Annotated in this window: 24 protein-coding genes; 12 read left to right on the forward strand and 12 right to left on the reverse strand. The window is 62.8% G+C overall.

Annotated elements, in window-relative coordinates:
* Positions 1-369: 369 nt before the first annotated feature.
* Positions 370-1,194 carry a purine-nucleoside phosphorylase gene (locus FHS84_RS11115; RefSeq protein WP_166934143.1) on the reverse strand — a complete coding sequence of 275 codons (825 nt, stop codon included), beginning with the start codon at positions 1,192-1,194 and terminating at the stop codon, positions 370-372.
* A gap of 105 nt (positions 1,195-1,299) precedes the next feature.
* Here FHS84_RS11115 and FHS84_RS11120 point away from each other — a divergent pair, with 105 nt between their 5' ends.
* The 4 genes from FHS84_RS11120 to FHS84_RS11135 all read left to right on the forward strand — a co-directional run bounded on the left by FHS84_RS11120 (position 1,300) and on the right by FHS84_RS11135 (position 5,607).
* The gene (locus FHS84_RS11120) at positions 1,300-2,490 is read left to right on the forward strand and encodes a phosphopentomutase (protein ID WP_166934145.1); all 1,191 of its coding nucleotides are present in this window, start codon (positions 1,300-1,302) and stop codon (positions 2,488-2,490) included.
* Entirely contained in the window at positions 2,487-3,938 is a 1,452-nt protein-coding gene (locus FHS84_RS11125; RefSeq protein WP_166934147.1) for an AMP nucleosidase, read from the forward strand. Before FHS84_RS11120 ends, FHS84_RS11125 begins: the two co-directional genes overlap by 4 nt.
* 23 nt (positions 3,939-3,961) lie before the next feature.
* Positions 3,962-4,975: a lysozyme inhibitor LprI family protein gene (locus tag FHS84_RS11130; protein ID WP_166934149.1), complete on the forward strand. Its 1,014-nt coding sequence runs from the start codon at positions 3,962-3,964 to the stop codon at positions 4,973-4,975.
* Between the two features lie 80 nt (positions 4,976-5,055).
* The gene (locus tag FHS84_RS11135) at positions 5,056-5,607 is read left to right on the forward strand and encodes an OmpA family protein (protein ID WP_166934151.1); all 552 of its coding nucleotides are present in this window, start codon (positions 5,056-5,058) and stop codon (positions 5,605-5,607) included.
* A gap of 4 nt (positions 5,608-5,611) precedes the next feature.
* Here FHS84_RS11135 and FHS84_RS11140 read toward each other — a convergent pair whose 3' ends face one another.
* Positions 5,612-7,231: a rhomboid family intramembrane serine protease gene (locus tag FHS84_RS11140; protein WP_166934153.1), complete on the reverse strand. Its 1,620-nt coding sequence runs from the start codon at positions 7,229-7,231 to the stop codon at positions 5,612-5,614.
* Positions 7,232-7,429: 198 nt separating this feature from the next.
* Between FHS84_RS11140 and FHS84_RS11145 the strand changes: the two genes are divergently transcribed.
* Positions 7,430-9,001, forward strand: a complete 1,572-nt coding sequence (locus FHS84_RS11145) for a DHA2 family efflux MFS transporter permease subunit (RefSeq protein ID WP_208393808.1) — start codon at positions 7,430-7,432, stop codon at positions 8,999-9,001.
* Here the strand turns inward: FHS84_RS11145 and FHS84_RS11150 are convergent.
* Together FHS84_RS11150 and irrA are read right to left on the reverse strand one after the other, a co-directional pair.
* A complete protein-coding gene (locus FHS84_RS11150; protein WP_166934155.1) occupies positions 8,985-9,359 on the reverse strand; it encodes a GNAT family N-acetyltransferase in 375 nt (124 codons plus the stop codon). The genes FHS84_RS11145 and FHS84_RS11150 overlap by 17 nt on opposite strands.
* A 109-nt stretch (positions 9,360-9,468) precedes the next feature.
* Complete coding sequence (gene irrA / locus FHS84_RS11155; protein WP_208393809.1) at positions 9,469-9,882, reverse strand: iron response transcriptional regulator IrrA; 414 nt, start codon at positions 9,880-9,882, stop codon at positions 9,469-9,471.
* Between the two features lie 392 nt (positions 9,883-10,274).
* On the opposite strand from irrA, the gene FHS84_RS11160 reads away from it, so the two are divergent.
* From FHS84_RS11160 to FHS84_RS11170, 3 genes are all read left to right on the forward strand, one after another.
* Positions 10,275-10,577 carry a hypothetical protein gene (locus FHS84_RS11160; RefSeq protein ID WP_166934157.1) on the forward strand — a complete coding sequence of 101 codons (303 nt, stop codon included), beginning with the start codon at positions 10,275-10,277 and terminating at the stop codon, positions 10,575-10,577.
* 73 nt (positions 10,578-10,650) lie between these two features.
* A complete protein-coding gene (locus tag FHS84_RS11165; protein ID WP_208393810.1) occupies positions 10,651-12,633 on the forward strand; it encodes a TonB-dependent receptor in 1,983 nt (660 codons plus the stop codon).
* Between the two features lie 71 nt (positions 12,634-12,704).
* Complete coding sequence (locus FHS84_RS11170; protein ID WP_166934160.1) at positions 12,705-13,622, forward strand: MBL fold metallo-hydrolase; 918 nt, start codon at positions 12,705-12,707, stop codon at positions 13,620-13,622.
* Between the two features lie 4 nt (positions 13,623-13,626).
* On the opposite strand, the gene FHS84_RS11175 is transcribed toward FHS84_RS11170, so the two are convergent.
* Both FHS84_RS11175 and FHS84_RS11180 read right to left on the reverse strand, forming a co-directional pair.
* A complete protein-coding gene (locus tag FHS84_RS11175) occupies positions 13,627-14,658 on the reverse strand; it encodes a hypothetical protein (protein ID WP_166934162.1) in 1,032 nt (343 codons plus the stop codon).
* A 12-nt stretch (positions 14,659-14,670) separates the two neighbouring features.
* Entirely contained in the window at positions 14,671-15,000 is a 330-nt protein-coding gene (locus FHS84_RS11180; protein ID WP_166934164.1) for a hypothetical protein, read from the reverse strand.
* 403 nt (positions 15,001-15,403) lie between these two features.
* Here FHS84_RS11180 and glgA point away from each other — a divergent pair, with 403 nt between their 5' ends.
* Positions 15,404-16,894: a glycogen synthase GlgA gene (gene glgA, locus FHS84_RS11185; protein WP_166934166.1), complete on the forward strand. Its 1,491-nt coding sequence runs from the start codon at positions 15,404-15,406 to the stop codon at positions 16,892-16,894.
* 11 nt (positions 16,895-16,905) lie between these two features.
* Entirely contained in the window at positions 16,906-17,175 is a 270-nt protein-coding gene (locus tag FHS84_RS11190; protein WP_166934168.1) for a DUF2934 domain-containing protein, read from the forward strand.
* Here the strand turns inward: FHS84_RS11190 and FHS84_RS11195 are convergent.
* The 5 genes from FHS84_RS11195 to deoC form a co-directional block, all read right to left on the reverse strand.
* The gene (locus FHS84_RS11195) at positions 17,172-18,167 is read right to left on the reverse strand and encodes an adenosine deaminase (RefSeq protein WP_166934170.1); all 996 of its coding nucleotides are present in this window, start codon (positions 18,165-18,167) and stop codon (positions 17,172-17,174) included. The genes FHS84_RS11190 and FHS84_RS11195 overlap by 4 nt on opposite strands.
* A gap of 128 nt (positions 18,168-18,295) precedes the next feature.
* Positions 18,296-19,651, reverse strand: a complete 1,356-nt coding sequence (gene guaD, locus FHS84_RS11200; protein ID WP_166934172.1) for a guanine deaminase — start codon at positions 19,649-19,651, stop codon at positions 18,296-18,298.
* 7 nt (positions 19,652-19,658) lie between these two features.
* Positions 19,659-20,966: a thymidine phosphorylase gene (gene deoA, locus FHS84_RS11205; protein WP_166934174.1), complete on the reverse strand. Its 1,308-nt coding sequence runs from the start codon at positions 20,964-20,966 to the stop codon at positions 19,659-19,661.
* A 5-nt stretch (positions 20,967-20,971) separates the two neighbouring features.
* Positions 20,972-21,373 carry a cytidine deaminase gene (locus tag FHS84_RS11210; RefSeq protein ID WP_166934176.1) on the reverse strand — a complete coding sequence of 134 codons (402 nt, stop codon included), beginning with the start codon at positions 21,371-21,373 and terminating at the stop codon, positions 20,972-20,974.
* Between the two features lie 218 nt (positions 21,374-21,591).
* The gene (gene deoC / locus FHS84_RS11215; RefSeq protein ID WP_166934178.1) at positions 21,592-22,527 is read right to left on the reverse strand and encodes a deoxyribose-phosphate aldolase; all 936 of its coding nucleotides are present in this window, start codon (positions 22,525-22,527) and stop codon (positions 21,592-21,594) included.
* A 173-nt stretch (positions 22,528-22,700) separates the two neighbouring features.
* Here deoC and FHS84_RS11220 point away from each other — a divergent pair, with 173 nt between their 5' ends.
* Both FHS84_RS11220 and FHS84_RS11225 read left to right on the forward strand, forming a co-directional pair.
* Complete coding sequence (locus FHS84_RS11220; RefSeq protein ID WP_166934181.1) at positions 22,701-23,633, forward strand: hypothetical protein; 933 nt, start codon at positions 22,701-22,703, stop codon at positions 23,631-23,633.
* 11 nt (positions 23,634-23,644) lie between these two features.
* Complete coding sequence (locus FHS84_RS11225) at positions 23,645-24,055, forward strand: hypothetical protein (RefSeq protein WP_166934183.1); 411 nt, start codon at positions 23,645-23,647, stop codon at positions 24,053-24,055.
* A gap of 335 nt (positions 24,056-24,390) precedes the next feature.
* On the opposite strand, the gene FHS84_RS11230 is transcribed toward FHS84_RS11225, so the two are convergent.
* A complete protein-coding gene (locus FHS84_RS11230; protein WP_166934185.1) occupies positions 24,391-25,008 on the reverse strand; it encodes a bactofilin family protein in 618 nt (205 codons plus the stop codon).
* Positions 25,009-25,205: the final 197 nt, after the last annotated feature.

Below are 25,205 nucleotides of genomic sequence, written 5' to 3' on the forward strand. Positions count from 1 at the left end.
TGGCGCCACGCAGGTGCGTTGTGGCCGTGCTGTGAAAGGTCGATGACAGCATCGATGGCTCCCCAGACACTCTCGTTAAAACGCACCTATGCGCCCCCGTCTTACCGGCCTCACCCCGAGACCGAATTTCGCAATTGCAGCAAGCTGCTACGGCTACAGAATGCCTATAGGGGATGTATCACGTAGCTTTCGTGACAGAGGAGTCGCATACCGGCCACATTCACCGAAAAATGCAGCGTAGACGCGGATGTCGCACGCGAGCAGAATTGCGATTAGGTCGCAACTACGGCGTCACAATCATTAAATTCCAGAGAACAATACCTTAACGCACTTTCATAATAGGCACATCATGCTGCAGTGCAGCATTGCCTAGATCCGCTGCACGAACACGCGCAGCAGTTGCTCCAGCCTCTGCCCTGCCTGTTCGGCGGTGGCGAGGGTCTCCTCGTGGGTCTGCTGGGTGGATTTGATGCCGGTTCCGTAGTTGGTGACGATCGAAATCCCCGCCACTTTCATACCGGCGTGCCGCGCCACCAGGCATTCCGGCACGGTCGACATGCCGACCAGATCGGCACCCAGTTTGGCAAACATACGAATTTCGGCGGCGGTCTCGAAATTGGGGCCGAGTACGAAAATGTAGACACCTTTTTTGATCGCAACGCCGGCCACTGCCGCCGCGGCTTCCAGTTTCGCCCGCAATTCGCGGTCATACGGATCGCTCATGTCGGGAAAACGCGGGCCGAAGCTGTCGTCGTTGGGGCCGATCAGCGGATTGAAGCCGGAGAAATTGATGTGGTCTTCGATCATCACGATCGAACCCGGTCCCAAATCCAAATTGAGCCCGCCCGCCGCATTGGTCAGGATCAGCGTCTCGACGCCGAGCCGCTTCAGAATGCGAATCGGCGTGGCGATTGCCGCACCGCCATGGCCTTCATACGTGTGAATGCGCCCCTGCATCACCGCGATGCGCTTGCCCTCGAGCGTGCCGGCGATCAGGTTGCCGGAATGGCCGACCACCGTGGATCGCGAAAAGCCGGGAATGTCCCCATACGGAACGGTTGTTGCGTCGACAAGCCCTTTGGCGAAACCTCCGAGCCCGCTGCCGAGCACGATGGCGGTTTTGGGAAAGTCGGGGATGCGGGCCTGAACGGCCTGGGCACCACTGGCGATCAGCGCGGAGGAATCCTGTGTCATGCCCTTAGGGGTAGCAGTGCTATGCGCGCATGGACAAGGGTGGCGTTTGTTGGAACAATAATCATGCACCGATTTTGCCTCGCGGTTGGCGAGGGTTAGGACGATATGCGCGCGATCATTGGAGTTCTGGATTCTTTCGGCATCGGCTCGTTGCCGGACGCGGACCGCTTCGGCGACACCGGCGCCAACACCTTCGCCCGGATCTGGGAAGGATGCTCCAATGCGCCGCGCGGGATGATGCAGATCCCGAATTTGATGGCGCTCGGCCTCGGCCGGGCGGCGCATCTGGTCGATCCCGCCCTGCCCGCTTTCGACGGCATGACCGCGCAGGGGCTGTTCGGCGCCGCGCAGGAACTCTCCAAAGGCAAGGACACGCCGAGCGGGCATTGGGAAATGATGGGCCTGCCGGTGGAAGAAGACTGGGGCTATTTCCCCAAGACCGTGCCGACCTTCCCCGCCGAACTGACCGAAGCGGTGATCCGCGAAGGCAAGCTGCCGGGCATCCTCGGCGATTGCCATGCCTCGGGCACCGAGATCATCGAACAGCTCGGCGAAGAGCATATCAAGACCGGCAAACCGATCTGCTACACGAGCGCGGATTCCGTCTATCAGATCGCCGCGCACGAAACCCATTTCGGCCTCGAGCGGCTTTACGAGTTGTGCCACATCGTGCGCAAACTGGTAGACCCGTACCACATCGGGCGGGTGATCGCGCGGCCGTTCGTCGGCGAGAAGCGCGGGCAATTCCAGCGCACCGGCAACCGCCACGATTATGCGACGCCGCCCTATCGCCCGACCGTGCTCGACGTCGCCAAGACGGCCGGGCGCGAAGTGGTCGGCATCGGCAAGATTCCCGATATCTTCGCCCATTCCGGCGTGACGCAGGAAATCGTCGCGCACGGCAACGAGGCGGTGTTCGACGCCACCATCGCCCAAGCCAAGAGCGCGCCCGACGGTTCGCTCGTGTTCGCCAACTTCGTCGATTTCGACATGCTGTACGGCCACCGCCGCAACCTGATCGGCTATGCCGAGGCGCTGGAAGCATTCGACAAGCGTGTTCCCGATCTCGCGGCGGCGTTGAAGCCCGGCGATCTCGTGGTGTTCACCGCCGATCATGGCTGCGATCCGACCTGGACCGGCTCCGATCATACCCGCGAACACATTCCGATCCTCGCCTTCGGACCCGGCATTGCCCCCGGCCCGATCGGCATCCGCACCACCTTCGCCGATATCGGCCAATCCGTGGCCCATCACCTGGGCCTGAACCCCATGCCCGTAGGGACCAGCTTCCTGTGACACCCATTCTTTCCGACGACGTCGCCACCGATCTTCAGCGCTGCGACAGTCCCGAAGCCGCCTACCAGCGGCTGGTTTCCCTCTACGACGAAGCGACCGGCGACATCGAACGCGCCTTCGCCGATTTCGCCAAAGGCGAGCCCAAGCACGGACCCGATCCGGTCTATCCCTATCTCTGCGCCGACGTGAATTACGACGACAGCCTCGGGTCCAACACGCTGGCCTTCGGCAAGGTGACCAGTCCGGGGCGCTACGGCACCACCATCACCCAGCCGCGCCTGTTCCATAACTATCTCATCGAACAGCTCACGCTGCTGACGCAGTACTACAACACCGCGATCTATGTCGGCCGTTCGCGCACGCCGATCCCGCTGACGTTTGCGGTGGAGCGCGCCTCCTCCATCGATGCCAAACGGCGGCGCAAGCTGATCGAGTATTTCGCCCTGCCGCGGCTCGACGAAGCGCACGACCGCATCGCCGACGGCGGCGAATGGCCGGGCCCCGGCCCCGCCCCGCTGTCGCTGTTCTCGGCATCCCGCGTGGATTTCTCGCTGCATCGCCTGCGCCACTACAGCGGCACCGATCCGCGCTATTTCCAGAATTTCGTATTGTTTACGAACTATCAGCGCTACATCGACGAGTTCGCCGTCTATGGCCACAACGAAGTGGCGGCGGGACGCGCCCGCGCCTTCGTCGAGCCGGGCAACCGCGTCATCGAACAGGGCAAGGAGCCGTCGTGCCCGCCGCTGCTCAAGCAGCCGCAGATGCCGACCTATCATCTGGTGCAGCCCAACAGTATGGGCATCACCCTGGTCAATATCGGCGTCGGGCCCTCGAACGCCAAAACGATCACCGACCATCTCGCGGTGCTGCGCCCGCATGTCTGGCTGATGGTCGGCCATTGCGGCGGCCTGCGCGCCAATCAGCGGCTCGGCGACTATGTGCTGGCGCACGCCTATCTGCGCGACGACCAGGTGCTCGACGAAATGCTGCCGCGCGAAATCCCGGTACCGCCGATCGCCGAAGTCCAGCTCGCCCTGACCAAGGCGGTGAGCGAAGTCACCGGCGGTACCGGACAGGTGCTGAAGGAGCGTCTGCGCACCGGCACCGTCGTCACCACCGACGACCGCAATTGGGAACTGCGCTATGCCGAACAGGCGCGGCGGTTCAACCAGTCGCGCGCCATCGCCATCGATATGGAGAGCGCCACCATCGCCGCCAACGGTTATCGCTTCCGCGTGCCCTATGGGACGCTGCTCTGCGTTTCCGACCGGCCGCTGCACGGCGAGATCAAACTGCCCGGCATGGCCGACGCCTTCTACGAGGAGCGCGTCAGCCAGCACCTGCAGATCGGCGTCCGCGCCCTCGAACTGCTGCGCAAAGAAGCCCAGAACGGCACGCTCCATTCGCGCAAACTGAGGAGCTTCACCGAGCCGGCGTTTAGATAAGTCTGTTTACGGGGGGATTGTTCATGCGCAGGATCGGGATCGCGTTAATCGCGGTTGGGCTGATGGCTGTCTCGGCCAATGCGGCCGATTTGGAGATGCAATACGTCGACAAGGTCGACAGGCTGATGGAGAATGGCGATTACGTCGCCGTCAAAGGTCTTCGGGCGGAGATGGAAAGGCGCAAGCTTTCGACCATGCTGGTGCCGTCCTTCGCCGATCTCGACCATTGCATTGCCGCCGGATCGGCGACGGTGACCCAGGCCGAAACCAAGGCTATCGCTGCCGACAAGCGCAATAGCGACAACTTCTCACCCGACGAACTGACGGCCATGGTCGCTTTTGCCAACGGCTGGGGCGTTCGGGTGGACCGCAAACGCGCCACGGCGCTGGCCTGCCGCTCCGACGAACTGACCCGCGCCGAATGGGAAGACACCGTCGAATTCCTGGCTTCGCCGAAGAACGCCGCTAAGCCGTATCTGTTCTGCGAACATATCACCAGCGGGCTGCATGGCGGAATGTGCGAGGGTTTCGCCCAGGACAAGGACCAAGTCGTCCGCGACCGTAAGCTGGCGAAAATCGTCGCCGGTTTTACGCCGGAACAGAAGTCCGCGTTCGCGGCGCTGAAGAAGGCCGACGAAGCCTATACCGACGCCCATTCCCGCGAAGAGCAGGACATGTCGGGAACGCTGCGTGGCGCCTTCTATGCCGAAGAAGCGGGAAAGCTGCGTGCCGCGTTTCTCAATTTTATCGAGGGTTTCGAAAGCGGAAAACGTCCGCCCAAGGATGATTTCGCCGTGGCCGACAAGGCCTTGAACGGAGCCTATCGCACCGTCATCACCAAAACCGACTGGACCGCGACCGGCACGGTGACGGCCGATGGCGTGCGCAAGACCGAACGGCTTTGGCTCAAGCTGCGCGATGCCTGGGCGGCGTTCGGCACGGCCCGCTATCCCGGTTCGTCGGCAGACGACTGGAAAGCCTGGGCGACCCGGCAGCGTGTCGAGTCTCTCAAGGCGGGCTTCCGGCCGTTCGAATAGCCTGCCCACATTCTTCCCTTAGGACTTGAGCCCTCGCCCGGACTCACGCAATTCTTAGGCCTGGGCTGCCGGGACTGGTCATGGGCTTGAAGCGAGGTGTGGCCGGCATCGTTGGGTTCGCGTTCAGCATCGCGCTCGCGCACGCGGGCGACGCGGAACCGAGCTATTGCGAAACGCATGCGGCGGATTCGGTATCGAGCTATCTCGGCGGTCTGATCCGCCTTTGCGGCTGGTCGGTCGGATTGTCGGACTCGCCGACCCCGGTCGAAACGCCGGCGGTACCGCCGCCGCCCCCGCCGCCGCAGACGCAAGTCTTCATCGTGTTCTTCGCTTCCGGCGACATGGACCTCAACGATCCGGCCAAGCAAACCGTCTCCGAAGCGGTGAAGGCAGCCATGGACGGCGGCTTCGCCAAAATCCATCTCGTCGGCAACACCGATACCGCCGAAGAAGACGCCTATGTGCTGTCGCTCGCCAGAGCGCAGGTCGTGCGCGATCAGATGCAGCTTTACGGCCTGACCGCAGCGACGTTCGACACGGTGGGCAAAGCGGCAAGCGAGCCCAAAATCCCCACCCCGCCCGGCACCCAGGAAAACCTGAACCGCCGCGTGCTGATCGTGCTGGAGAAGTAAGACACTACGGCAGCGGATCGATGGCGGAGCTTTTCGGCGCCGACGTTTCCGCAGGTTTGAAAAGGTTTTTGATCAGCTCCTGATGCTGGTCCGCAGCTTCGGGGTCCGGCGAAATTTTCTCCCATACGAATAGCGCGACACCTATCACCAGACCGGTGAGAAACCCGCCGACATGCGCGGCATTGTCGACATTGGATGAGACAATCCCCAGAAAGGCCGTCATGGCGCCGAAGATCGCAACATTGATGAGAATGAAGCGCCCATTGCCTGCAACGCGGTGATCGCGCACAACCGCGAGCGACACGGCTATACCCCACAACCCTAGCACGGCACCGGATGCCCCGACGCCAATCACGGCAGGGTTCCACCACACGCTGGCAATCGAGCCGGCCAGACCACACACCAGAAAGCAGACGATCAGCCGGCTGTTACGCGCCACTGGTACCAGACACACGATCGCGAACAATAAGCCATACAGATTGTTGACCATATGCATCAGCCCGGCATGCAGGAACATGGCGGTGACAAGCCCATAATGATCCGGCCCGATACCCAGAGGCCCGCGATTGGCGCCCCAAGCGACCAAATCGTCGGTCGCAAACGACATGACACCGAGGCCGGAAAACACCATCGCCAGATAAACGCCGACGATGATGTCGATCAGGACTGCAGGGCCGTAGAACTCCCGCGTCGGTATGATCAAGCTTTTCAACGAGAACTCGTCTTCGGGTTTGGGCGTCAGCCTGCCCGTGTTGCGCACGCTTTCTACCTCGTCCTCGTTCAAAGTGCGGAACAAGAGGACGAAAGCCCATAGCACCGCCGCGCCGCCGAACGCCCATGCGGCCCACGTCAAGCGAGCTTGCGTATTCTGACCAAATGGTTCGGTGCGCGGCATCACGATGACGGTTTCCGCCGTGCCGCCGATGGCCTTGGCAAATTGATGCATCTCACTGCCGCCGCGTACGCGTTCGACGTAAGTCCAGAATGCCGGATCCAGCCGTTCAACTTCAGCACGAACCTTCTGTTCGAACGCAGTCACCTCTTGGGTCCGCTCCGCCGCCGGCGTCGAACCACTCACCGTGTGACTTTTGTGAATGCCGACCCAGTGCGCGGTCCCCGTTTCCGGTGCGCAAACCGGTACTGCCGCATAAAGCTCGTATTCGATATCGTTGTGCCGCCCATCGCTATGGGCGAAGCCGTTCCAGCGCACTCTGCTCGTATCAACGCAAACGTTTTGCGGCGCGTAATAACGCGCCCTGCTGTCGACGGCGATCGCTGTCAGCGCCGGAACGGGCCGCAGTCCCCACATTGCCTCCTGTACTGTGGGTTGCAGCAACATGATCGGCGGAACGACCAGAAGCATTGCCACCAGTATGAAGAAACCGTCGGGATCGCTTCTTTTGGCTGGGATGAACACACGCAACCGGGGACCGAGAAACGCCGCAATCGCCGCCCCGCCCGCGACGAGCGGAAGCCAGAACTCTTCGAGTTCGCCTTCTGCAGCAAGCAAGCCGGCCCATTCCACCAGCAGGACATAGGCGGCGAGGTATCCGGCGATAGCCGCCAATGAATACAACAGCACCGGAAAAAACAGAAAGCGCAGCTTGAAGAGATAATCGGACATGCCAAGCCCCCCCTTGGTACTGCCATGCTATAGAGAGCGTCCCCTTGGACGCAACGCCGCAGCGGACCGTCGTTCGCAAACATTGGCGGCACCGTGTCGCATAATCCGAACGCTCCGTAGGCGTATCTTCGCCCCAGCCCGCTTCCGCCACCCGCATTCCTGCGCCTGACGCCTGTCTTTGGGCCCGTCAGTTTGCGCATGAATACCCACGTCGAAACGCCCAAGAAGCATCATTACAAGAGCCCGTTCGAATTGCGGGTGGTGGTGCTGTGCGCGATGACCGGCGTGCTGATGCAGGCGCTCAACACCACCATCGCCAACGTCGCGCTGCCTTACATGCAAGGCGGACTTTCGGCCTCGCGCGAGCAGGTGACCTGGGTCCTCACGTCGTACATCGCCGCGGCGGCGATCATGACCGCGCCGGTTGGCTGGCTGGCGGCGCGGTTCGGCAAGAAGAACGTCTTCGTCGCGTCGCTGATCGGCTTCACCATCACCTCGACGATGTGCGGCATGGCCGAGGACCTCACCCAGATGGTCATGTTCCGCCTGTTGCAGGGCGTGCTCGGCGCGGCGATGGCTCCCTTGTCGCAAGCCATCATGTTCGACCTCTATCCGCCGGAGGAGCGCGGACAGGCGATGGCCTATTTCGGCATCGGCGTGATGCTGGGCCCGATCCTGGGACCGACGTTGGGCGGCTATCTCACCGACTATTACAGCTGGCGCTGGATTTTCTACGTCAACGTGCCGTTCGGCATCCTGGCGACCATCGGCATCGTCGCCTTCTTCAAGGACAACAAATCCGACGCTTCGCTGAAATTCGACTGGTCGGGGTTCGGCTTCATGGCGCTCGGCGTCGGTGCGCTGCAGTTGATGCTCGACCGCGGCACCACCCAGGACTGGTTCTCGTCGAGCGAGATCGTCATCGAATGCACGCTGGCGTGCCTCGGCTTCTATCTCTTCGCCGTGCATATGCTGACTTACGCCAAGCCGTTTTTGCAGAAAGGCGTCTTCCGCGACCGCAATTTCGTCCTGGCGATGGTGCTGCAGTTCCTGGTCGGTGCCGTTCTGCTCGCCTCGACCGCACTGATCCCGCCGTTCCTGCAGAACCTGTCCGGCTACACGGTGACGGAAACCGGCCTTCTGCTCGGCCCGCGCGGTTTCGGCACCATCGCGGCGATGCTGCTGGTAGGCCGGTTTTCCAATCACATCGATCCGCGCATCCTGATGACTATCGGCACCACGCTCATGCTGTGGTCGCTATGGCAGATGTCGCTGTGGACGCCGTCGGTAGAGATGCCCGAACTCTATTTCACTACCATCGTCCAGGGCTTCGGCATGGGGCTGATCTTCACGCCGCTGCAGCTCGTGGCCTTCGCCACCATGACCGGCAAACTGCGCCCCGACGGTACGGCGCTGATGAACCTGATCCGCAACGTCGGCAGCGCGATCGGCATCTCGATCACCACCACGTTCCTGTCGAACACCATGCAGGCGGTTCACGCCGAACTGACGCGCTTCGCAACGCCCTTCAACCGGGCGCTCGGGATCAACGGACCGTCGCTGTTCGAGAACATAGCCCTGCCGCCGACCCGCGCCGCGTATGACGTCGCCTTGCGCATCCGCGCCGCCATCGATGCCTACGCCAGCGACTTCCGCTTCATGTTCTACGTGTCGCTGATCGCGCTTCCGGTCATCTGGCTTCTGGAGCGGCCCGCCTATTCGCTGATCGGGCACGCGGCGCAGCCCTCGGAAACTACAACGCCATCGTGAACAGGAAGGCGCGCTTCTCGAAGCCGCGCCGTTCGTAAAATTCGTGCGCTTCGGTGCGGTGAAAGGCGCTGTCGAGTTCGATGCGGGAACAGCCGGTCTTGCGGGCCACATCCACGATGTAATCGAGGAGCGCGCCGCCGATCCCCTGCCCGCGTTGCGCCTCGTCCACCACCAGCTCGTCGAGATTGGCCAGCAGGGCCTCCTGCCAGAGACTGTATTTCATGCTCAGCGAGGCAAAGCCGACGATCTCGCCATCCTCGACCGCACAAAAGTACCGCTGGGTCGTGGAGGCGAGCGCCCGGTCGAAGGCGCCGCGCAGCTTGGCGAGATTCTGGACCTTCTGAGGCCAGAGCTGCACCAATAACGTCGCAATCTGCTGAAAGTCAGCGGAAACGCATTTACGAATTTGTGCCACGGACCCACGCCCCCAACGAATCCCTCTATGGGCGCAGGATAGCAGAGGCTGGTTAATCTCTCCGTAACCGGACCACGACATCGACCCGCGAAATCTTGCGGCCTTCCGGAAGCGGCGGCATCACCTTGATCCCGGCGTCGGCCTGGCTGACGCCGACCAGACGCCGCTCGTCCTCGAAATAGAAGTACTGGTGATTGTCCGGGTTGGTGTCGAAATAGCGCCGGGAATCGATGGAGACTTCACGCACCAGCCCGGCGTCGCAAAAGCTGTGCAGCGTGCCGTAGACGGTCGCCAGCGAGACTTTCACTCCGTGGCGCTGCGCGAACGTGTGCAGGCTCTCCGCCGTCATCGCTTCGGTGCATTCCGAAAACAGCAAATGCGCCAGTTCGCGGCGCTGACGCGTCGGCCGAAGCCCGGCCTTGCGCAAGCGCGCAATCGTCATTTCGTCGATTTCGGGAATCTGCAAGGAAGCCCTCGCGCCTAGCGGCCCGCCACGGAAGCCCCGCGCCTGTGGTCGGTCGCCGAATGAGAATTACAATCGGTTAGCACCGTGACGCTAGTGTCAATTTCTCCCAAGTGAGGGTTTTCCCCTATCTGAATCAAATCCAATCTAGGAATTAGTCTTAACTTTGCGCGCCAGGGTGGCCCGCACAGCCCCAATCCCGCGACACGCGAGTGTGGCCTCGTTGTCCAATATCCCTGTAGTTTGTGGCACTTACTAATCGCAAGCCGCAAGACCTTGCCGGATCGGTAAGTTGCGGCCGGCCACCGTTTGCCGCTAGTCTTGCTGCGATGCGGGATCAACGACGACAGCGCGCGGTAGCGAACGGGGCCTCACGGCTCCAGCTCAATCTCGTCGTGTTGTTCACGTTTACCCTGCAGGCGTTCCTGGTTCAGACGCATTTGCATAACCTGCCGGTCTCGTCTCTGCCGTCCGGCACGGTGACGGCTTCCGCCCCCGCTCCCAAAGCGCCGATCGACGCCGACAAATGCTTCCTCTGCCAGGAATACGTCCACGGCGGCACCTATCTGACGCCGGCCGCCGCCGCGGTGCTGCCGCCCAGCGCGGTGGTGTCGCTGCTGCCGCGCCTTCTCGAACTGACCGTCGCCGCACGGCCGCTAAGTCACAACTGGATGGGACGGGCGCCGCCGCGCGCCTGACGATGCCCGAACATCGCGCCCCCGTGCCTTGCGTGCGGGCGGCTTTGCGTCCCCTTCGTTGTGGAGAATTGCCTTGTATTGCAGATCTTTTCTGCTGACCGCGACCGCGGCGGCAGCCCTTTCGCCCGCTTGCGCCCAGCAAATGTACACCGCCGAACGCGGCAGCAGTGTCGAGACCGTAGTGGTCACCGCCTCGCCCATTTCCAAGCATATCGACGATACCGCCGCGATCATTGCCAATGTCGATCGCGATGCGATCCTGTCGAGCGGCGGCGGGACGCTGGCCGACGCGCTGGCAAACGTGCCCGGCGTATCCGGCTCCGGATTCGCGGCAGGCGCCTCGCGTCCGATCATCCGCGGCATGGACTCGGCCCGCGTCAAACTGGTCGAGAACGGCCTGTCGAGTTCGGACGTGTCCGACGTCGGCCCCGACCACGGCGTGCCGATCGATCCGCTCTCGACCCAGAACATTGAAGTGGTACGGGGTGCCGCAACATTACGTTATGGCAGCCAAGCCATCGGCGGCGTCATCAACGCCCTCAACAACCGCGTGCCGGTGACGCTGCCCGACAAGACACTCTCCGGCGAAGCGGAAGCCGCCTACGCCTCGGCCGCCAATACCGGTGAAGTATCGCTGCTGACCGACATCGCGGCGGGAAATTTCGCCATCCATGCCGACGGCTTCTATCGCAACTCCGGCAACTACGGCACGCCGCTCGGAACCCAGGCCAACTCGTTTTTCGTCGGCAACGGCTTTGCCCTTGGTTCGAGCTACTTCTTCGACGCCAAGGATCATACCGGCCTCGCCCTGGTGCAATACGATGCCAAGTACGGCATTCCGAGCGATACCACCTACATCCTGATGCGGCAGACCAAGCTGATCAGCCGCTCCGCCTTCGAGATCGGCGCCGGACCGCTGCAGACGCTGACCGTCGACGGCTCGTACGCCAACTACAGCCACGAGGAAAAGAACCCGGATGGTTCGGTCAATACCACCTTCAAGAACAAGGAAGGCAATGTCCGCATCGAGCAACTGATCGGCGCGCTGGGACCGTTCTCGTCGATGGCGGTCGGCTTCGAAGCCTCCAATCGCGATTATTCGGCCATCGGCGCGGATTCGACCTATCTCTATCCCGCCATCACCAACACCTTTGCCGGTTACGTCTTTGCCGATACGCCGCTCGGCAAACGCCTCAATCTCGAAACCAGCGTGCGGCTGGAGAACGTGCATATTTCGGGCACGCCGGCATCGGGCCTGCGCACCGGGCGCGACTTCACGCCCATCAGCGGCGCGGCGGGCCTGCTCTATACCGCCACCGACTGGCTGAAATTCGGCCTCACCGCTTCGACGGCGGGACGCGCACCCGCACAGACCGAGCTGTTCGCCCGTGGTGCTCACGACGGGCCGGGCACCTATGAAACCGGCGATCCCCGGCTGAAAACCGAACGCGCCAATTCGGTCGAAGCCACCGCGCGAGTCAAAACCGGGATGTTCAGCTTCGATCTCAGCCTGTGGAGTTCGTGGTTCGACAATTACATCTACGGCGACCAGACGGGACGGACTTGCGACGAAGCCGGCATTTGTAGCGTGGGCGGCAACGATCTGCGCGAGTTGTTCTATCGCCAGAGCGCAGCGCATTTCCGCGGTCTCGAAGGCAAAGGCCGCTATCAACTCTGGGATGCCGGCACCGGCGTACTGTCGGTCGAATTCCAAGGCGACATCGTGCGTGCGACGCTGGCCGGCGGAGCCAATGTGCCGCGCATTCCGCCGTGGCGCGCAGGCGGCGGCCTCGCCTGGGACAGCGACGCTTTCGATGCCGAATTCCAGGTGATGCAGGTCGGCAAGCAAACCCAGTACGGCGCCTTCGATACTGCCACGCCCGGCTATACCGATGTCAGCGCGCGCCTATCGTGGCCGGTGATGGACGGCTGGGAGATCGATCTCATCGGCCGCAACCTCGCCGATCAGGTCGAACGCAATGCCGCCTCGTTCAACAAGGACACGGTCATCGCGCCCGGCCGCGAAGTCCGTGTGGTGCTGCGCGCGAAAATCTAGCGCGCGAAAACGTGATCGGAACGGCGCGCGTCCCGGCGTAAATTCCCGGCCGAGTCTTTCGGGGGTTTGCCATGGGCGCGCGCCGCTTCGTTCTTTGTCTGCTGGCCGGATTGTTGTTCGCGCTGCCGTCGCCGGCAGGCCGCCACGACACCCAGGCACCGGGATGGTTCCGCTATGCGGTCGGCGATTTCACAGTCACGGCGCTGCAGGACGGTGTGATCAATCTTCCGCCCGGCGGCTTCAAAGGCATTCCCGCCGAGCAGATCCAGGCGCTGTCGGAACGCGCGTTCTCGTATTCAGCCAAAGGCGTGCCGACTTCGGTCAATGCCTATCTGGTCGATACCGGCGCCCATCGCATCCTGGTCGATGCCGGCAATGCCGATTGCTACGGCTGGAAACTGGGCGGCCTTGCCGCCAACCTGAAGGCATCGGGTTACACGCCGGACAACATCGATATCGTCGTGCTGACACATCTGCACGGCGATCACGTTTGCGGTCTGGTCGAAGGCGGCAAGAAGCTATTCCCGAAAGCGGTCGTGTGGGCCGATGCGAAAGAAACCGCCTATTGGCTCGACGCCCAGAACAAGGCGACGCCCGCAGGCGCGCGGACGGCGGTCGCGCTCTATGGCAAAGACTTCCGCACATTCAAACCGGGCGATGCCATCGCACCCGGCATGACCATCGTGCCGACACCCGGTCATACCCCCGGACACACTGCCTTCCGGTTCGAATCCAAAGGCGCCGTGCTGCTGATGTTCGGAGACATCGTGCACAATCCTTTCGTGCAGTTCGCCTATCCCGAAGTATCGGTGATGTCGGACTTCGATCGGGCACAGGCGATCGCGACGCGACAGGCATTGTTCGCCAAAGCGGCCGCGGAAAACACCGCCGTTGCAGGCTCGCACGTCGCATTCCCCGGCATCGGGCGGTTGCGCAAGGACGGTACCGGCTACGTCTTCGTGCCGGTCGAATTCACGCCGCAACCGTAGCAGCTTAAGCCGGTTCCAGTTCCTTGGCTTCTTCGTGTTCGCCGGCTGGTTCGGTAACCTCGGCCGCGTGCACGACGATGTCCGCTTCGGGTGCCGGCTCGATGGTCGGACCGGCCGCGATGCTGAGTTCGGGCTCGCCCACCGGCTCCACCGCCTCTTCCACGGCCGCTTCTGCCGTGGCTTCGGCCGGCTCGACCACCGCTTCGGATGGTTCGACGAGGATTTCGGCCGGCACGTCCGATGTCTCTTGTTCGGCGACGATTTCCTCGGCGGGCTTGTCCGCGGTCACGATTTCCACCGTCGCTTCGACGGTTTCCTCGGCCGGTACATCGTCCGCCACTTCGTTTGCGGCGGGCAGTTCGATCTCGACCGGAATGATCGCCTCGGCGTCCAGCGGCAACACGGCGTCGGTATCCGCCGGAAGATCCGTCACGGTCTCTGCCGGCACGGCAACCGGCAGTTCCGCCGCAACAGGCTCGGCAATCGCCGCTTCCGGCGTCGTCGCGATCTGCTGGGCGAAATCGGTATGCGCCTCAGCATAGGCCTGCGCCGCCGCAATCAAGGACTCGCGGCCCCGCCCCATCAGCTCGAACAGCATCTGCGAGAACAGCGCGCCCCACAGGCCGAAACTGAATTTCACATATTCGCGGGTGGCGTTCTTCAGCACCAGATCCATCTGGATCACGAATGACTTTTCGTCGACCGGGAACACGCGGGTGAAACGGAAACGCTGATTGCAGAAATTGAAGTAGTCCCGCGGCAGCACGACTTTCAGTTCCGATGCGGGAACGATGGTGCCGATCGCGATGTTGGAATAGCCCGGCTCGTTCGGCCCCTTGAACATCACCACGGAGAACGGCAACCCGCCCGGAAGCTTCTCGCCGGTTTCGGCGTTCGCCACGTTCACCGCCGCGTGGATCACCGGCTTGCCGTCGGACATGACGGTCTCATGCACGGTGACAACACCGGCAGCATTCATCAACCCGACCAGTTCGGCGGGCGACATGTACTGGATCACTTGACGATCGTTGGCCATTGCTGCCCCCCGCTATTTCTGCTGTTCGAAGGCGGCATCGGCCGCGGCGCGCAACCGCTCGATCCCTTCGTCGGAAGCCGGAACCGTACGGCGGAAAACCGCCACCGGATCGGCATTCCACAGCAGCGAGGCGGCACCGAAGACGTCGCGCTCCAACTTGGCGCGCGAGCGCGCAAGCTTGGTGCGCCGGGCGGCGGACTCCTCGATCGCTTTCGCCGCAAGGCTTGGCATCACCCGGTAGTACCATGGCGATCCGCCCGCAGCCCGCGCTTCGCGACGCAGACACTCGGCGATCTCTTTATCCAAGCGCGCGATTTCTTTGTGGTACTCGGCGTACCGCATCAGCTCCCCCATCCATTTTCCGCCGGGACCTCTTCGGGTCCGTCAAGCCGAGCGCATTCTTACCAAATTTTGACCCAGATTGGGACAAAATTTCCCGTGACACGGACGCACGCGGTTCGGAAAAAAGCGTCCGTCGGCAGCCGACCAACACGCAACAATTGTATCGCACTTGCAGCGTTGCGATGCCGGGAACCGGCATTCTCTGCTCTCGTTGTGAAATGCGGTTCGAAGGGCCGGCATAGGTAGAATCCCGAGCGTGCACAAGTTGTCGCACTCGGGAGTAATACTGATAACTGAGAGAGCACTTTTCGTCGCAGCCGACTGTTTTTCTCGTTATTTCACTAGGACTTATAGCAGCCGGCCGCCCGACCGGAGCCTCGCTCCGCAACCGACAGGACGTGCCATGCGCCTACTATTCGTGACGTCCGAAGCCTACCCCCTCGCAAAAACCGGAGGATTGGCAGACGTTTCCCGCTCGCTGCCCGCAGCGCTGAAGCGCCAGGGCGCAGACATAACCGTTCTTATGCCGGCCTATCCGCGCGCCGTCGTGCAATTGCGCGACGCCAAAGTGGTGACACGCCTTGGCCCTGCCTTCGGCATCACCGACGGCCTTCTGATCGCCGGAACTTTCCCCGATTGCGATCTTCCCGTCTTGCTGGTTTCGAGCGCGACGCTGTTCGGCCGCGACGGTGGGCTTTATCAGGACAACGAGGGCGCCGATTGGGGCGATAACGCCTTGCGCTTCGCATACTTCTCGAAAGCGGCGGCCGACCTGGCGCTCGGCCGCACCGATATCGGCTGGCTGCCCGATCTCGTGCATGCGAACGACTGGCACACCGGCCTGTTGCCCTACTTCCTCGCCCACCACGAAGGAGCCCGGCCGCGGACCGTCTTTACGACCCACAACATGGCGTTCCAGGGCAATTTCGGCCACGGCGACGTTCCCGATCTCGGCCACGGCGATTTCGAATTCTACGGCAAGGTCTCGTATCTGAAGGCGGGCCTGCGCTATGCCGATCGCGTCACCACCGTCAGTCCGACCTACGCCCGTGAAATCCTGACGCCGGAATACGGTTTCGGTCTCGACGGCGTGCTCGCGGCACGCGGAAGCGATTTCTGCGGCATTCTCAACGGCATCGACGAAACGATCTGGAATCCGGCGACCGACCGCTTCCTGCCGGCGAACTACCGGCCGCGCGAAACCGCCGGAAAACGCGTGTGCAAACGCGAACTGCAGCGCGAACTCGGGCTTCCGCCGGCACCCGATGTTCCCGTCATCGGCTTCGTTTCGCGCCTTACCCATCAGAAAATGGCCGACGCGCTGATCGAGGCGCTGCCGTGGATCGCAGAACGCGGCGCCCAGCTCGCGGTCGTCGGCGAAGGCGATCGTGCCATCGAAGCCACGCTCGCCCACGCGGCGGAGCAACATCCGACCGTCATCGCCGCAACGGTTGGGTATGACGAAACGCTCGCACACAAACTGCAGGCTGGTAGCGATATCCTGCTGGCGCCAGCGCGTTTCGAACCATGCGGCCTGACGCAACTTTATGCGCTGAAATACGGCACACTGCCGGTCGTGCGCCGCACCGGCGGTCTCGCCGATACTGTTGTAGATACTAACAATCTGTCGATTTGCGATCGTACTGCGAGCGGTTTCGTCTTTGATGATCCGACCACTGATGGTATGATCTCCGCATTATCACGCGCATTGGCGCTGTATCGCGATCAATTGCATTGGCGCCTCGTACAGTTACAGGCCATGACCCGTACTTTCGGCTGGGACCGGAGCGCGGGGGCCTACATGGACTTGTATCGCGGCGTGACGGGTATAGCGCCGAAGTGGCGTGAAGAGGAAACGGGGGACGACGAAGACATGCGGCGCGCTGCCGGATAGGAGATAAGGCGATGGGACTTGAGCAACTGATAGGCGAAGAAAAAATACGGGCACGCAGCCACGCGATCTGGGAATTGGAAGGCTACCCCGAAGGGCGCGCCCACGAACACTGGCTGCGCGCGATTGCCGAACTGACGGCCGAACTGGAACGCGCATGGCTCGCCATCGCGGAAGAACGCGAACGAACCGAATTCGTCATGCCGCGTCCCGAAGTGCGCGAAGCCCCGCAACGCGTACAAGCAGGCCGTTGCGATCCAGGGGCGCTGAAGAAGGCGGCTTAAACGGCCGCCCTCACGGCGGCAATGTGGGCGGACTTTTCCGCATCCGAAAGGAACGACCCGGCAAAGCTGTTGGCGGCGAGCGTCCGGAGGTCTTCCCGCGTCAGCGGCAGCGCGGCGGCAATGGCTTCGAAATTGGCGCCGACATAACCACCGAAAAACGCCGGGTCGTCGGAATTCACGGTCGCTCTGAGCCCAAGGTCCAGCATCCGCTTGATCGGGTGCTGTTTGAGGTCTTTCACCACACACAATTTCAGGTTCGACAACGGACAGACGGTCAGCGTCAGCCCGTCCTTGACGATACGCTCCACCAACCGCGGATCTTCCAGGCTGCGATTGCCGTGGTCGATACGGTCGATCTTGAGCACGTCGAGCGCTTCCCAGACGTATTCCGGCGGCCCCTCCTCGCCCGCATGGGCGACGAGTTTCAACCCGGCCTCCCGCGCGGCGGCGAAGACGCGGGCGAATTTCGCCGGCGGATGACCGACTTCCGATGAATCCAATCCGACCGCCGCGAAGCGGTCGAGATACGGCTCGGCCTGTTTCAGGGTCGCGAACGCGGACTCTTCCGGCAGATGGCGCAGGAACGACAGGATCAGCTTCGCGGTGATGCCGAACTCCTTCTCGCCTTCACACAGCGCCCGCCAAATCCCATCGGCGACGGTCTTGAACGGTACGCCGCGATCGGTGTGGGTCTGCGGATCGAAAAAGACCTCCACATGCCGGACATTGTCGGCGGCGGCGCGCTTCAGATAGGCCCGCGTCAGGTCGAAGAAATCCTCCTCGGCCAAGAGCACGGATGCGCCGGCATAATAGATGTCGAGGAAATCCTGCAGGTTCGCGAAGCGGTACGCGGCGCGGACTTCTTCGGCGGAGCGATACGGGATCTCCACCTTGTTGCGCCGGGCGATGGCAAACATCAGCTCGGGCTCGAAGCTGCCTTCGAGGTGAAGATGGAGTTCGGCTTTCGGGAGTTTGGCGATGAACTGGTCCATGACAAAAGGTGCCAGAGTCGAGTGAGGGAGGCAACATTACCCAATGTCATCCCGGCCAAGCGCTGCATGCACAACGCGCGTAGCTGGCCTCGCCGCTTGGGGGCAGCGCGCAGAGCCGGGACCTTCAATCAATCCCAGATCGGATCGTCGTCCAGCGGACGCGGGCGTTTCGGCGGTTCGGAGGGCGCCGCTTTCTTGTCACGCTCGTGCACGCACTGTCCCGCCACGTAAGTCCGGGCCACGGCGCGGTCGTCGCCGAGCATGGCGAGCGCGAACAGTTTCTCGGCCCAGGTGGTGGCGTGCTCCCAGCGGCGCTTGGCAAGCGGCAGCGCGTGGGCGTCGAGCACCACGAAGTCGGCTTCCTTGCCGGACGCGAAATTGCCGATTTTGTCGTCCAGCCGGAGGGTGCGCGCGGCGCCCAGCGTGGCGAGATAGAAAAGCTTGAACGGGCTGAGGTGCCGCTTCTGCAACTGGCAGACCTTGTAACCCTCGTTCATGGTGGCGAGCAGCGACAGGCTGGTCCCTGCCCCGACATCGGTGCCGAACCCGACTTTGACGCCCGCGGTTTCGGCGGCACTCAAATTGAACAGGCCGGAACCGAGGAACAGGTTGGAGGTCGGACAGAAAGCGATGTTTGAACCCGAACGAGCCATCCGTACCCACTCGGAGGCCGACAAATGCAGACAATGGGCGAAGACCGAATGCGGCGTCGCCAAACCGAATTTCTCGTAGACGCCGAAATAATCGGGGCAGTCGGGAAACAAGCGGCGGACCGCCTCGATCTCGCTGGTGTTCTCCGACAGATGGGTGTGCAGCTTGACGCCGGGGTGTTCGGCCAGGAGCCGTCCGGCGAGTTCGAGCTGGCGCTCGCTCGAGGTCAGCGCGAAGCGCGGCGTTACCGCATAGCCCAGCCGCCCCTTGCCGTGCCAATCGCGGATCAGATGGCGGGTCTCCATGTAGCCGGTTTCGGCCGTGTCGGAGATGCCGGCCGGCGCGTTGACGTCCATCAGCACCTTGCCGGTGATGAGGCGCATGTTGCGGCGGAAGGCTTCGGCGAACAGGGCCTCGGCGGCGACCTTGTGGGCGGTGGCGAACACCAGCGCGGTGGTGGTGCCGTGGGCGAACAACTGGTCGAGGAAGAAGCGCGCCGTCTCGGCCGCGACGTCCTCGTGATGAAACCGGCTCTCGGTCGGGAAGGCATAGGCCGACAGCCAATGCAGCAGGTTGTCGCCCGGCGACGCCATCATGTCGATCTGCGGGAAATGGACATGACAGTCGATGAAGCCGGGCACGATCAGCCCGTCGGGAAAGCGGGCGATAGGCGCCCCCTTCACCAGCGGCTGGATATCGATCCAGGTTCCGGCCTCGATGATATGGCCGTCTTCGACCAGCAGCGCTCCGTCCTCATGAATGACGGCAGCATCGGCGCCCGCATCGGGGTCGTCGAGAAGATGAAAAAGCGTGCCGCGAAAGACCTGGCGCATGACTCAGCTATACCACCCGCGCATGAACCAAGGGACGATCCTCGGGCACGGTGTCGGCGATGATAACCGCCTCGGCCAGCGCGGCAGCAGCTTTTGCGGCATCGGCGTCATTTTTGGCGTGGATAAGCGCGAGCGTGTCGCCGGCCTGAACTTTGGTGCCGATCGGCCGGAAGTCCGACAAGCCGACGCCCATGTCGATCACATCGGTGGTCTTGCGGCGGCCGCCACCGAGGTCGACCACGATGAGGCCGATGGCGCGGGTCTTCTCCGCCGCGATGAAACCGGAGCGCGGCGCCTTGAACGGCATCGTGACCGGGGCCTTGGCAAGATAGCGATCGGGGTTCTTGAGAAAGTCGTTCGGGCCGCCGAGGGCAGCGACCATCTCTTCGAACTTGGCCGCGGCGGCGCCGGAATCGAGAGACGCCTGGGCCTTGGCGATGCCTTCTTCAGGCGTCGCCGCAAGCTTGCCGAGCACCAGCATCTGGCCGACCAGCGCCTTGGTGATCTCATGTAGACGGCGCTCGCGATTCTTGCCGGTCAGATAGTCGACGGCCTCGACCACTTCGATGGCGTTGCCTGCTGTCAGCCCCAACACCTCGTTCATATCGGTGAGTAAGGCAGCGGTGGGCAATCCTGCTCCGTTAGCGATTCTCACAATCGTTTCGGCGAGATCGGTCGCGTCCTTCAGATTTTCCATGAACGCGCCGGTGCCGAGCTTGACGTCCATCACCAAGCCTTGCAGCCCGGCGGCGATCTTCTTCGAGAGAATCGAGGCGCAAATCAGCGGGATCGACTCAACGGTCGCGGTGACGTCGCGGACGGCATAAATGCGCTGGTCGGCGGGCGCGAGATCGGAGGTCTGGCCGATGATGGCGCAGCCGACTTTCTTCACCACCTCGCGCAACGTGCCGAGGTCCGGCTGGGCGCGGTAGCCGGGGATCGCCTGCATCTTGTCGAGCGTGCCGCCGGTGTGGCCGAGGCCGCGGCCGGAGATCATCGGCACGAAGCCGCCGCACGCGGCGACCATCGGCGCCAGCATCAGGCTGATCTTGTCGCCCACCCCGCCCGTGGAATGCTTGTCGAGCACCGGCCCGAAGTCGCCCCAGTCGAGCACGGTGCCCGAATGGGTCATGGCCCTGGTCAGCGCCACCCGCTCGGGGAACTCCATGCCTTTGAAGAAGACGGCCATGGTGAAAGCCGAAATCTGGCTTTCGGACACGGTGCCCGCGGTGACGCCCTGGATGAACTCGGCGATTTCGCCCTCGGTGAGAGCGAAGCCGTCGCGCTTTTTGCGGATGATTTCCTGAGGAAGCATGTCGGTTATTTCTGCATAAGATTGTCGGGGCCGAAAGACATCGGCAGGAGGTCGTCGAGAGTGACGGTCTGTTGGATGCCGGTCGGGTCGGCGAGATAGATCGGCAGATCGAGGTCGGCGAACTCGCGCAGGCGCTGACGGCAGGCGCCGCACGGGGTGCAAATCTGCCCCTCGGGGCCCATCACCAATGCCTCGACGATACGGGTCTCGCCGTCGCCGACCATGGCTGCGATGGCCGACGCCTCGGCGCAATTGCCGACCGGATAGGCCGCGTTCTCGACATTGCAGCCGCCATATATCTTGCCGTTGGCGCCCTTCACCACCGCCCCGACATGGAACTTCGAATACGGCGCATAGGCGCGGTCCCGCATGGTGCGGGCCAGGGAAAGCATATCGTCGTGGGTCATAGCGATCTCATTTTGTCATCCCCGGCGGAGCAAGCGTAGCGCTGCGACGGGAAGGGGACCCAGGTTTTGAACCCTGGACAATATTGGCGGTTCGGCACCGCGATGACTCTTCGAGAGCGGAAAAACACCACCACCTGGGTCCCCTTCCCTCGCCCGCGCCGCCGACCATGTGCCGAACCGAAATCGATGTGCCGCGCGGGCTCGCCGGGGATGACAGGTTAGCTCCGTTCCAGCGTCTCCACGATATCGCCCAACAGCCGGGAGGCACCGATACGGAACAGGTTCGGCTGAAGCCATTCGTCGCCCAAGACGCTTTGCATGATGGCGAGGTAGACCGGCACCTCTTTCGCCTTCGAGATGCCGCCCGCCGCCTTGAAGCCGACTTTGTACCCCGTCGACTTGCGCCAGAAGGCAATCGTCCGGGCCATCACCAGGGCGAATTCCGGCGTGGCGTTGACCGTTTCCTTGCCGGTGGAGGTCTTGATGAAATCCGCGCCGGCCATCATGCAGACGAGCGACGCCTTCGCCACGTTGGTGAGGGTGCCGAGGTCGCCGGTGCCGATGATGGCCTTCAGATGGGCCTCGCCGCAGGCTTCGCGGAACAGGCACACCTCGTCATAAATGCCTTGCCAGTCGCCGGTGAGCGCCTTCGAACGGTCGATGACGATGTCGATCTCGTGCGCGCCGGCGGCAACCGACTCCTTCACCTCCAAAACGCGGGCGCGGAGCGGCGACAGGCCGTGGGGAAATCCGGCGGATACGGTCGCGACAGGAACGGCCGTCCCGGCCAGGGCTTCCAGCGCCGTCCCGATGAAGGCGTGGTAGACGCACACCGCGGCCGTCGTAATGCCCTCGCGACCGAGCGCCGCCTGCTTGTCGCGGCTGAGCGGCTGGCGGGCTTTGGCGCACAGGGCCTTCACGCGCTCGGGCGTGTCGTCGCTCGACAGCGTGGTGAGGTCGATACACCGCAGCGCATTCAACAACTGCGGCGCGCCGGGCGACGGTGCTTGTTCGGCGAAAGCCGCTACCGCGCGCGCAACCTCGGCCTCGTCAACGGACTGGGCATTGATGAGCGCCGCGTCGAAGGCCGCGACCGGATTACGGGCGCCCGCGGGCGCATGATCGTTTGAGAAAACAGACAGGTTCTTGTGCATTTCCAGACGCTTCCACCCAGGAACCGGCAAGTCAACCCGCCCGCGGCGCAGGGCTTGTGCATGAAGACCGGATGGCTCGCGGGCCCCTTGGCGCCAGCGCCTCTACGCGGCTGGTCAAAAATGCCGTACACTTCCAGTTGTGCAGCCATTTCGATCGGTATGCGAAGGGGATCATGCGCATCATCACCAAGCTGTTTCCGCTCCTCTTGATGGCAGTCGCCGTTGCGGGCTGCACATCCACCAGCTCCTACCGGGAGCCCATCGCCACCTTCGCGTCCGCCGCCGACAAGGCCGCGACCGCGTTCCAATCGCTCGACGACGATGCCACGGGCCAATTGAACGGCATCCTTTTCCAGCAAGCCGCCAAGGACAAACTCATCCAGAAATCCGGCTGCACGGCGGACAGCGACGGCTGCACGTTCACATTGGTGGGCGCCAATGACGGCGTTCCCGTCTATGTGCCCGACCTGATGCCCAAAACCGCGGCGCTGCTCAACGGCATTCGCGATTACGCCGAAGCGCTCGACACCCTCGAAAAGGCCGATGCCACCAGGGACGTTCAGGCGGCGACCAGCAAAGCCGTCGGTTCGGCGGCCGTCGTCGCGGGAGCCGTCAATGCGATTGCGGGCACCGCCCTCACCTCGGTCGCCGAGCCGGTCGGCGCCGTTGTCGGCTACGGTTACGGACTCTATCAGGACAATCGAAAACACGCGGCGATCGTGCGCGCCGTCACCATCATGGACGGCGTCATTCAGGGCGGCAGAGCCGAGATGGCGACCAAACTCAAACTGATCCAGACCGCCAAACTCGACGATCTCGAAAAGGCGGTCTCCACCGCACATACCGCCTTTCTTGCGGAAAAGACGCCCGACGCGCTGACCAGAGCGATCAACGCCGCCAAAGCCATGGATGCGGTCATCAAAGCGGGTCTTCCCGACCTCTATGACAAGCTGGCCGAGGCGCATGCCAAGCTGAAGGACGCAGTGACCCATCCCGACGCCGATCCGGCGGCCGTCCTCAACGCCTTGAGCGCGTTCCTGGCGCAAGCGCAGCGGATCAAAGACATCGCCGACAAACTCAGCACGACAGAGAAACGATCGGATTGAAGGAGACGGCCATGGGGCCCGAATTCAACGCCATTCTCGCCGATGCCAAGCCGCGCATGGCGCAACTGAAGGCCATGAGCGCCGACATCGACGCGCAGATTCACGCCATCATCGCCGCCGCCACGCCGGGGGTGGGTTTGTCGGACGACGACAACGCCAAAGTCCAACAACTTGGGCAAAAACAACGAGACATTCTCACCACCCACCAAAAACTGACCCTCATCAGCGCGGCGGCCCTGGACGACAGTGCGACGTTGCAAAACCTCACGGCTGCGCTGACCGGCGCCGTGGCGGTGCTGAAGTCCGAAATTGCCGCTATCGCCGCCGTCAGTGCGCACTGTGCCGAAATCGGCGCCGTCTGCACGGGCCTCGACGACATCATCGCCAAACTGACGGCATTGATCGGGCCGAAGACGGCGTGAGCCGGCCGAATGCTTTTGTTGGGATGTAATGGAAATGGGGAAACTCCTCGCATTCTTCAAGAGGGTGCGACAGTCTGGCGTTCGCACTGCGGCGACAAACAGTTAGCTCGCATCAGGCGGCGCAATTGGTTCGCAGCCGCAATAATTTCCGGAAAATAAATAGCGAGGGTCCAGCGCGCGGGCAGCACCGCGGCGGGGTGCGTGCTTCGAGGTTTTGCCCTCCGTCCCGGCTTCACTAAAGCTACGCCGGGCCGCCTCCCCCGCACTTCGGGCGGTAGTGCGGAGCTACCGGTTGAGATCCGCGGGGGAGGAAAGAGGAAGCAGAACGTTCGGCGCTAGACCTGGCCGTGAAGCTGGACTTCGCCGGTGACGGCACCGCCGCGTTCGATCTCGATCTCGCCGTATTGGAATTTTCCCGCCAGCCGGCCGGTGCTGCGCACCACCAGATGACCGGAGACGATCAGCGTTCCTTCGAAGATGCCTTCGATTTCGGCGTCTTCGATTTCGGCCGTTCCCATCAAGGTGCCGCCGGACGAGATCACCAGCTTGCGCGCTTTCACGTCGCCTTCGATGCTGCCTTCGACCCGCAGCATGTCGCACTGCATGTTGCCCTTCAGCGTGACGCCGGCGCCCGCAACCAGCATCGCGGCATTCGGCGACGGCGGCGTAGCAGGCTTCGGAGCGGCGACAGGCGCACGTGGCGTCACCGCTTCGGCAGCTTCGACAACTGGCGCCGCCGGCGCAGGATGCGAGACGGCAGGCGTTGCGGCCGCCGGAACGGCGACGCGTACCGGCGCGACGACGGCCGGCCGTTGTTGCACGGGCGGTGTTGCCGGACGCACGACCGGACGCGGCGGCTGGGCCGCTTTCACGGGCTCCGGCGCTTTCGGCTGTTGCGGCATGGATCGGAGCCCTTCTTGTTCGGGCTCCTTGGCACGATTGAAGATCGTCATGTCCCCCTCCCCAATGACAGACCACTCGTTACTGACAACGCTTACATATCTAAAAACGTGCTTCGACCTAACTTAAAGTTGCGATTTTCGTTAATTTCATAAACCTCTCCGTATATATAATATAATAACGGGTGCAGAGGCCGCGTTTCGCTCGAATTCTGGGCGGTTTGCCTCGTAACTTGCCTGTTATTGGTGCA

The sequence above is a fragment of the Rhizomicrobium electricum genome (genome assembly GCF_011762045.1).
Classification (GTDB): Bacteria; Pseudomonadota; Alphaproteobacteria; order Micropepsales; family Micropepsaceae; genus Rhizomicrobium; species Rhizomicrobium electricum.

Bases quoted from the DNA above. Each gene is read 5' to 3' on its own strand.
- FHS84_RS11115 (WP_166934143.1), bottom strand. From the start codon at position 1,194: ATGACACAGGATTCCTCCGCGCTGATCGCCAGTGGTGCCCAGGCCGTT.
- FHS84_RS11120 (WP_166934145.1), top strand. From the start codon at position 1,300: ATGCGCGCGATCATTGGAGTTCTGGATTCTTTCGGCATCGGCTCGTTG.
- FHS84_RS11130 (WP_166934149.1), top strand. From the start codon at position 3,962: ATGCGCAGGATCGGGATCGCGTTAATCGCGGTTGGGCTGATGGCTGTC.
- FHS84_RS11135 (WP_166934151.1), top strand. From the start codon at position 5,056: ATGGGCTTGAAGCGAGGTGTGGCCGGCATCGTTGGGTTCGCGTTCAGC.
- FHS84_RS11140 (WP_166934153.1), bottom strand. From the start codon at position 7,231: ATGTCCGATTATCTCTTCAAGCTGCGCTTTCTGTTTTTTCCGGTGCTG.
- FHS84_RS11145 (WP_208393808.1), top strand. From the start codon at position 7,430: ATGAATACCCACGTCGAAACGCCCAAGAAGCATCATTACAAGAGCCCG.
- FHS84_RS11170 (WP_166934160.1), top strand. From the start codon at position 12,705: ATGGGCGCGCGCCGCTTCGTTCTTTGTCTGCTGGCCGGATTGTTGTTC.
- FHS84_RS11175 (WP_166934162.1), bottom strand. From the start codon at position 14,658: ATGGCCAACGATCGTCAAGTGATCCAGTACATGTCGCCCGCCGAACTG.
- FHS84_RS11180 (WP_166934164.1), bottom strand. From the start codon at position 15,000: ATGCGGTACGCCGAGTACCACAAAGAAATCGCGCGCTTGGATAAAGAG.
- glgA (WP_166934166.1), top strand. From the start codon at position 15,404: ATGCGCCTACTATTCGTGACGTCCGAAGCCTACCCCCTCGCAAAAACC.
- FHS84_RS11190 (WP_166934168.1), top strand. From the start codon at position 16,906: ATGGGACTTGAGCAACTGATAGGCGAAGAAAAAATACGGGCACGCAGC.
- FHS84_RS11195 (WP_166934170.1), bottom strand. From the start codon at position 18,167: ATGGACCAGTTCATCGCCAAACTCCCGAAAGCCGAACTCCATCTTCAC.
- guaD (WP_166934172.1), bottom strand. From the start codon at position 19,651: ATGCGCCAGGTCTTTCGCGGCACGCTTTTTCATCTTCTCGACGACCCC.
- deoA (WP_166934174.1), bottom strand. From the start codon at position 20,966: ATGCTTCCTCAGGAAATCATCCGCAAAAAGCGCGACGGCTTCGCTCTC.
- FHS84_RS11210 (WP_166934176.1), bottom strand. From the start codon at position 21,373: ATGACCCACGACGATATGCTTTCCCTGGCCCGCACCATGCGGGACCGC.
- deoC (WP_166934178.1), bottom strand. From the start codon at position 22,527: ATGCACAAGAACCTGTCTGTTTTCTCAAACGATCATGCGCCCGCGGGC.
- FHS84_RS11220 (WP_166934181.1), top strand. From the start codon at position 22,701: ATGCGCATCATCACCAAGCTGTTTCCGCTCCTCTTGATGGCAGTCGCC.
- FHS84_RS11225 (WP_166934183.1), top strand. From the start codon at position 23,645: ATGGGGCCCGAATTCAACGCCATTCTCGCCGATGCCAAGCCGCGCATG.
- FHS84_RS11230 (WP_166934185.1), bottom strand. From the start codon at position 25,008: ATGACGATCTTCAATCGTGCCAAGGAGCCCGAACAAGAAGGGCTCCGA.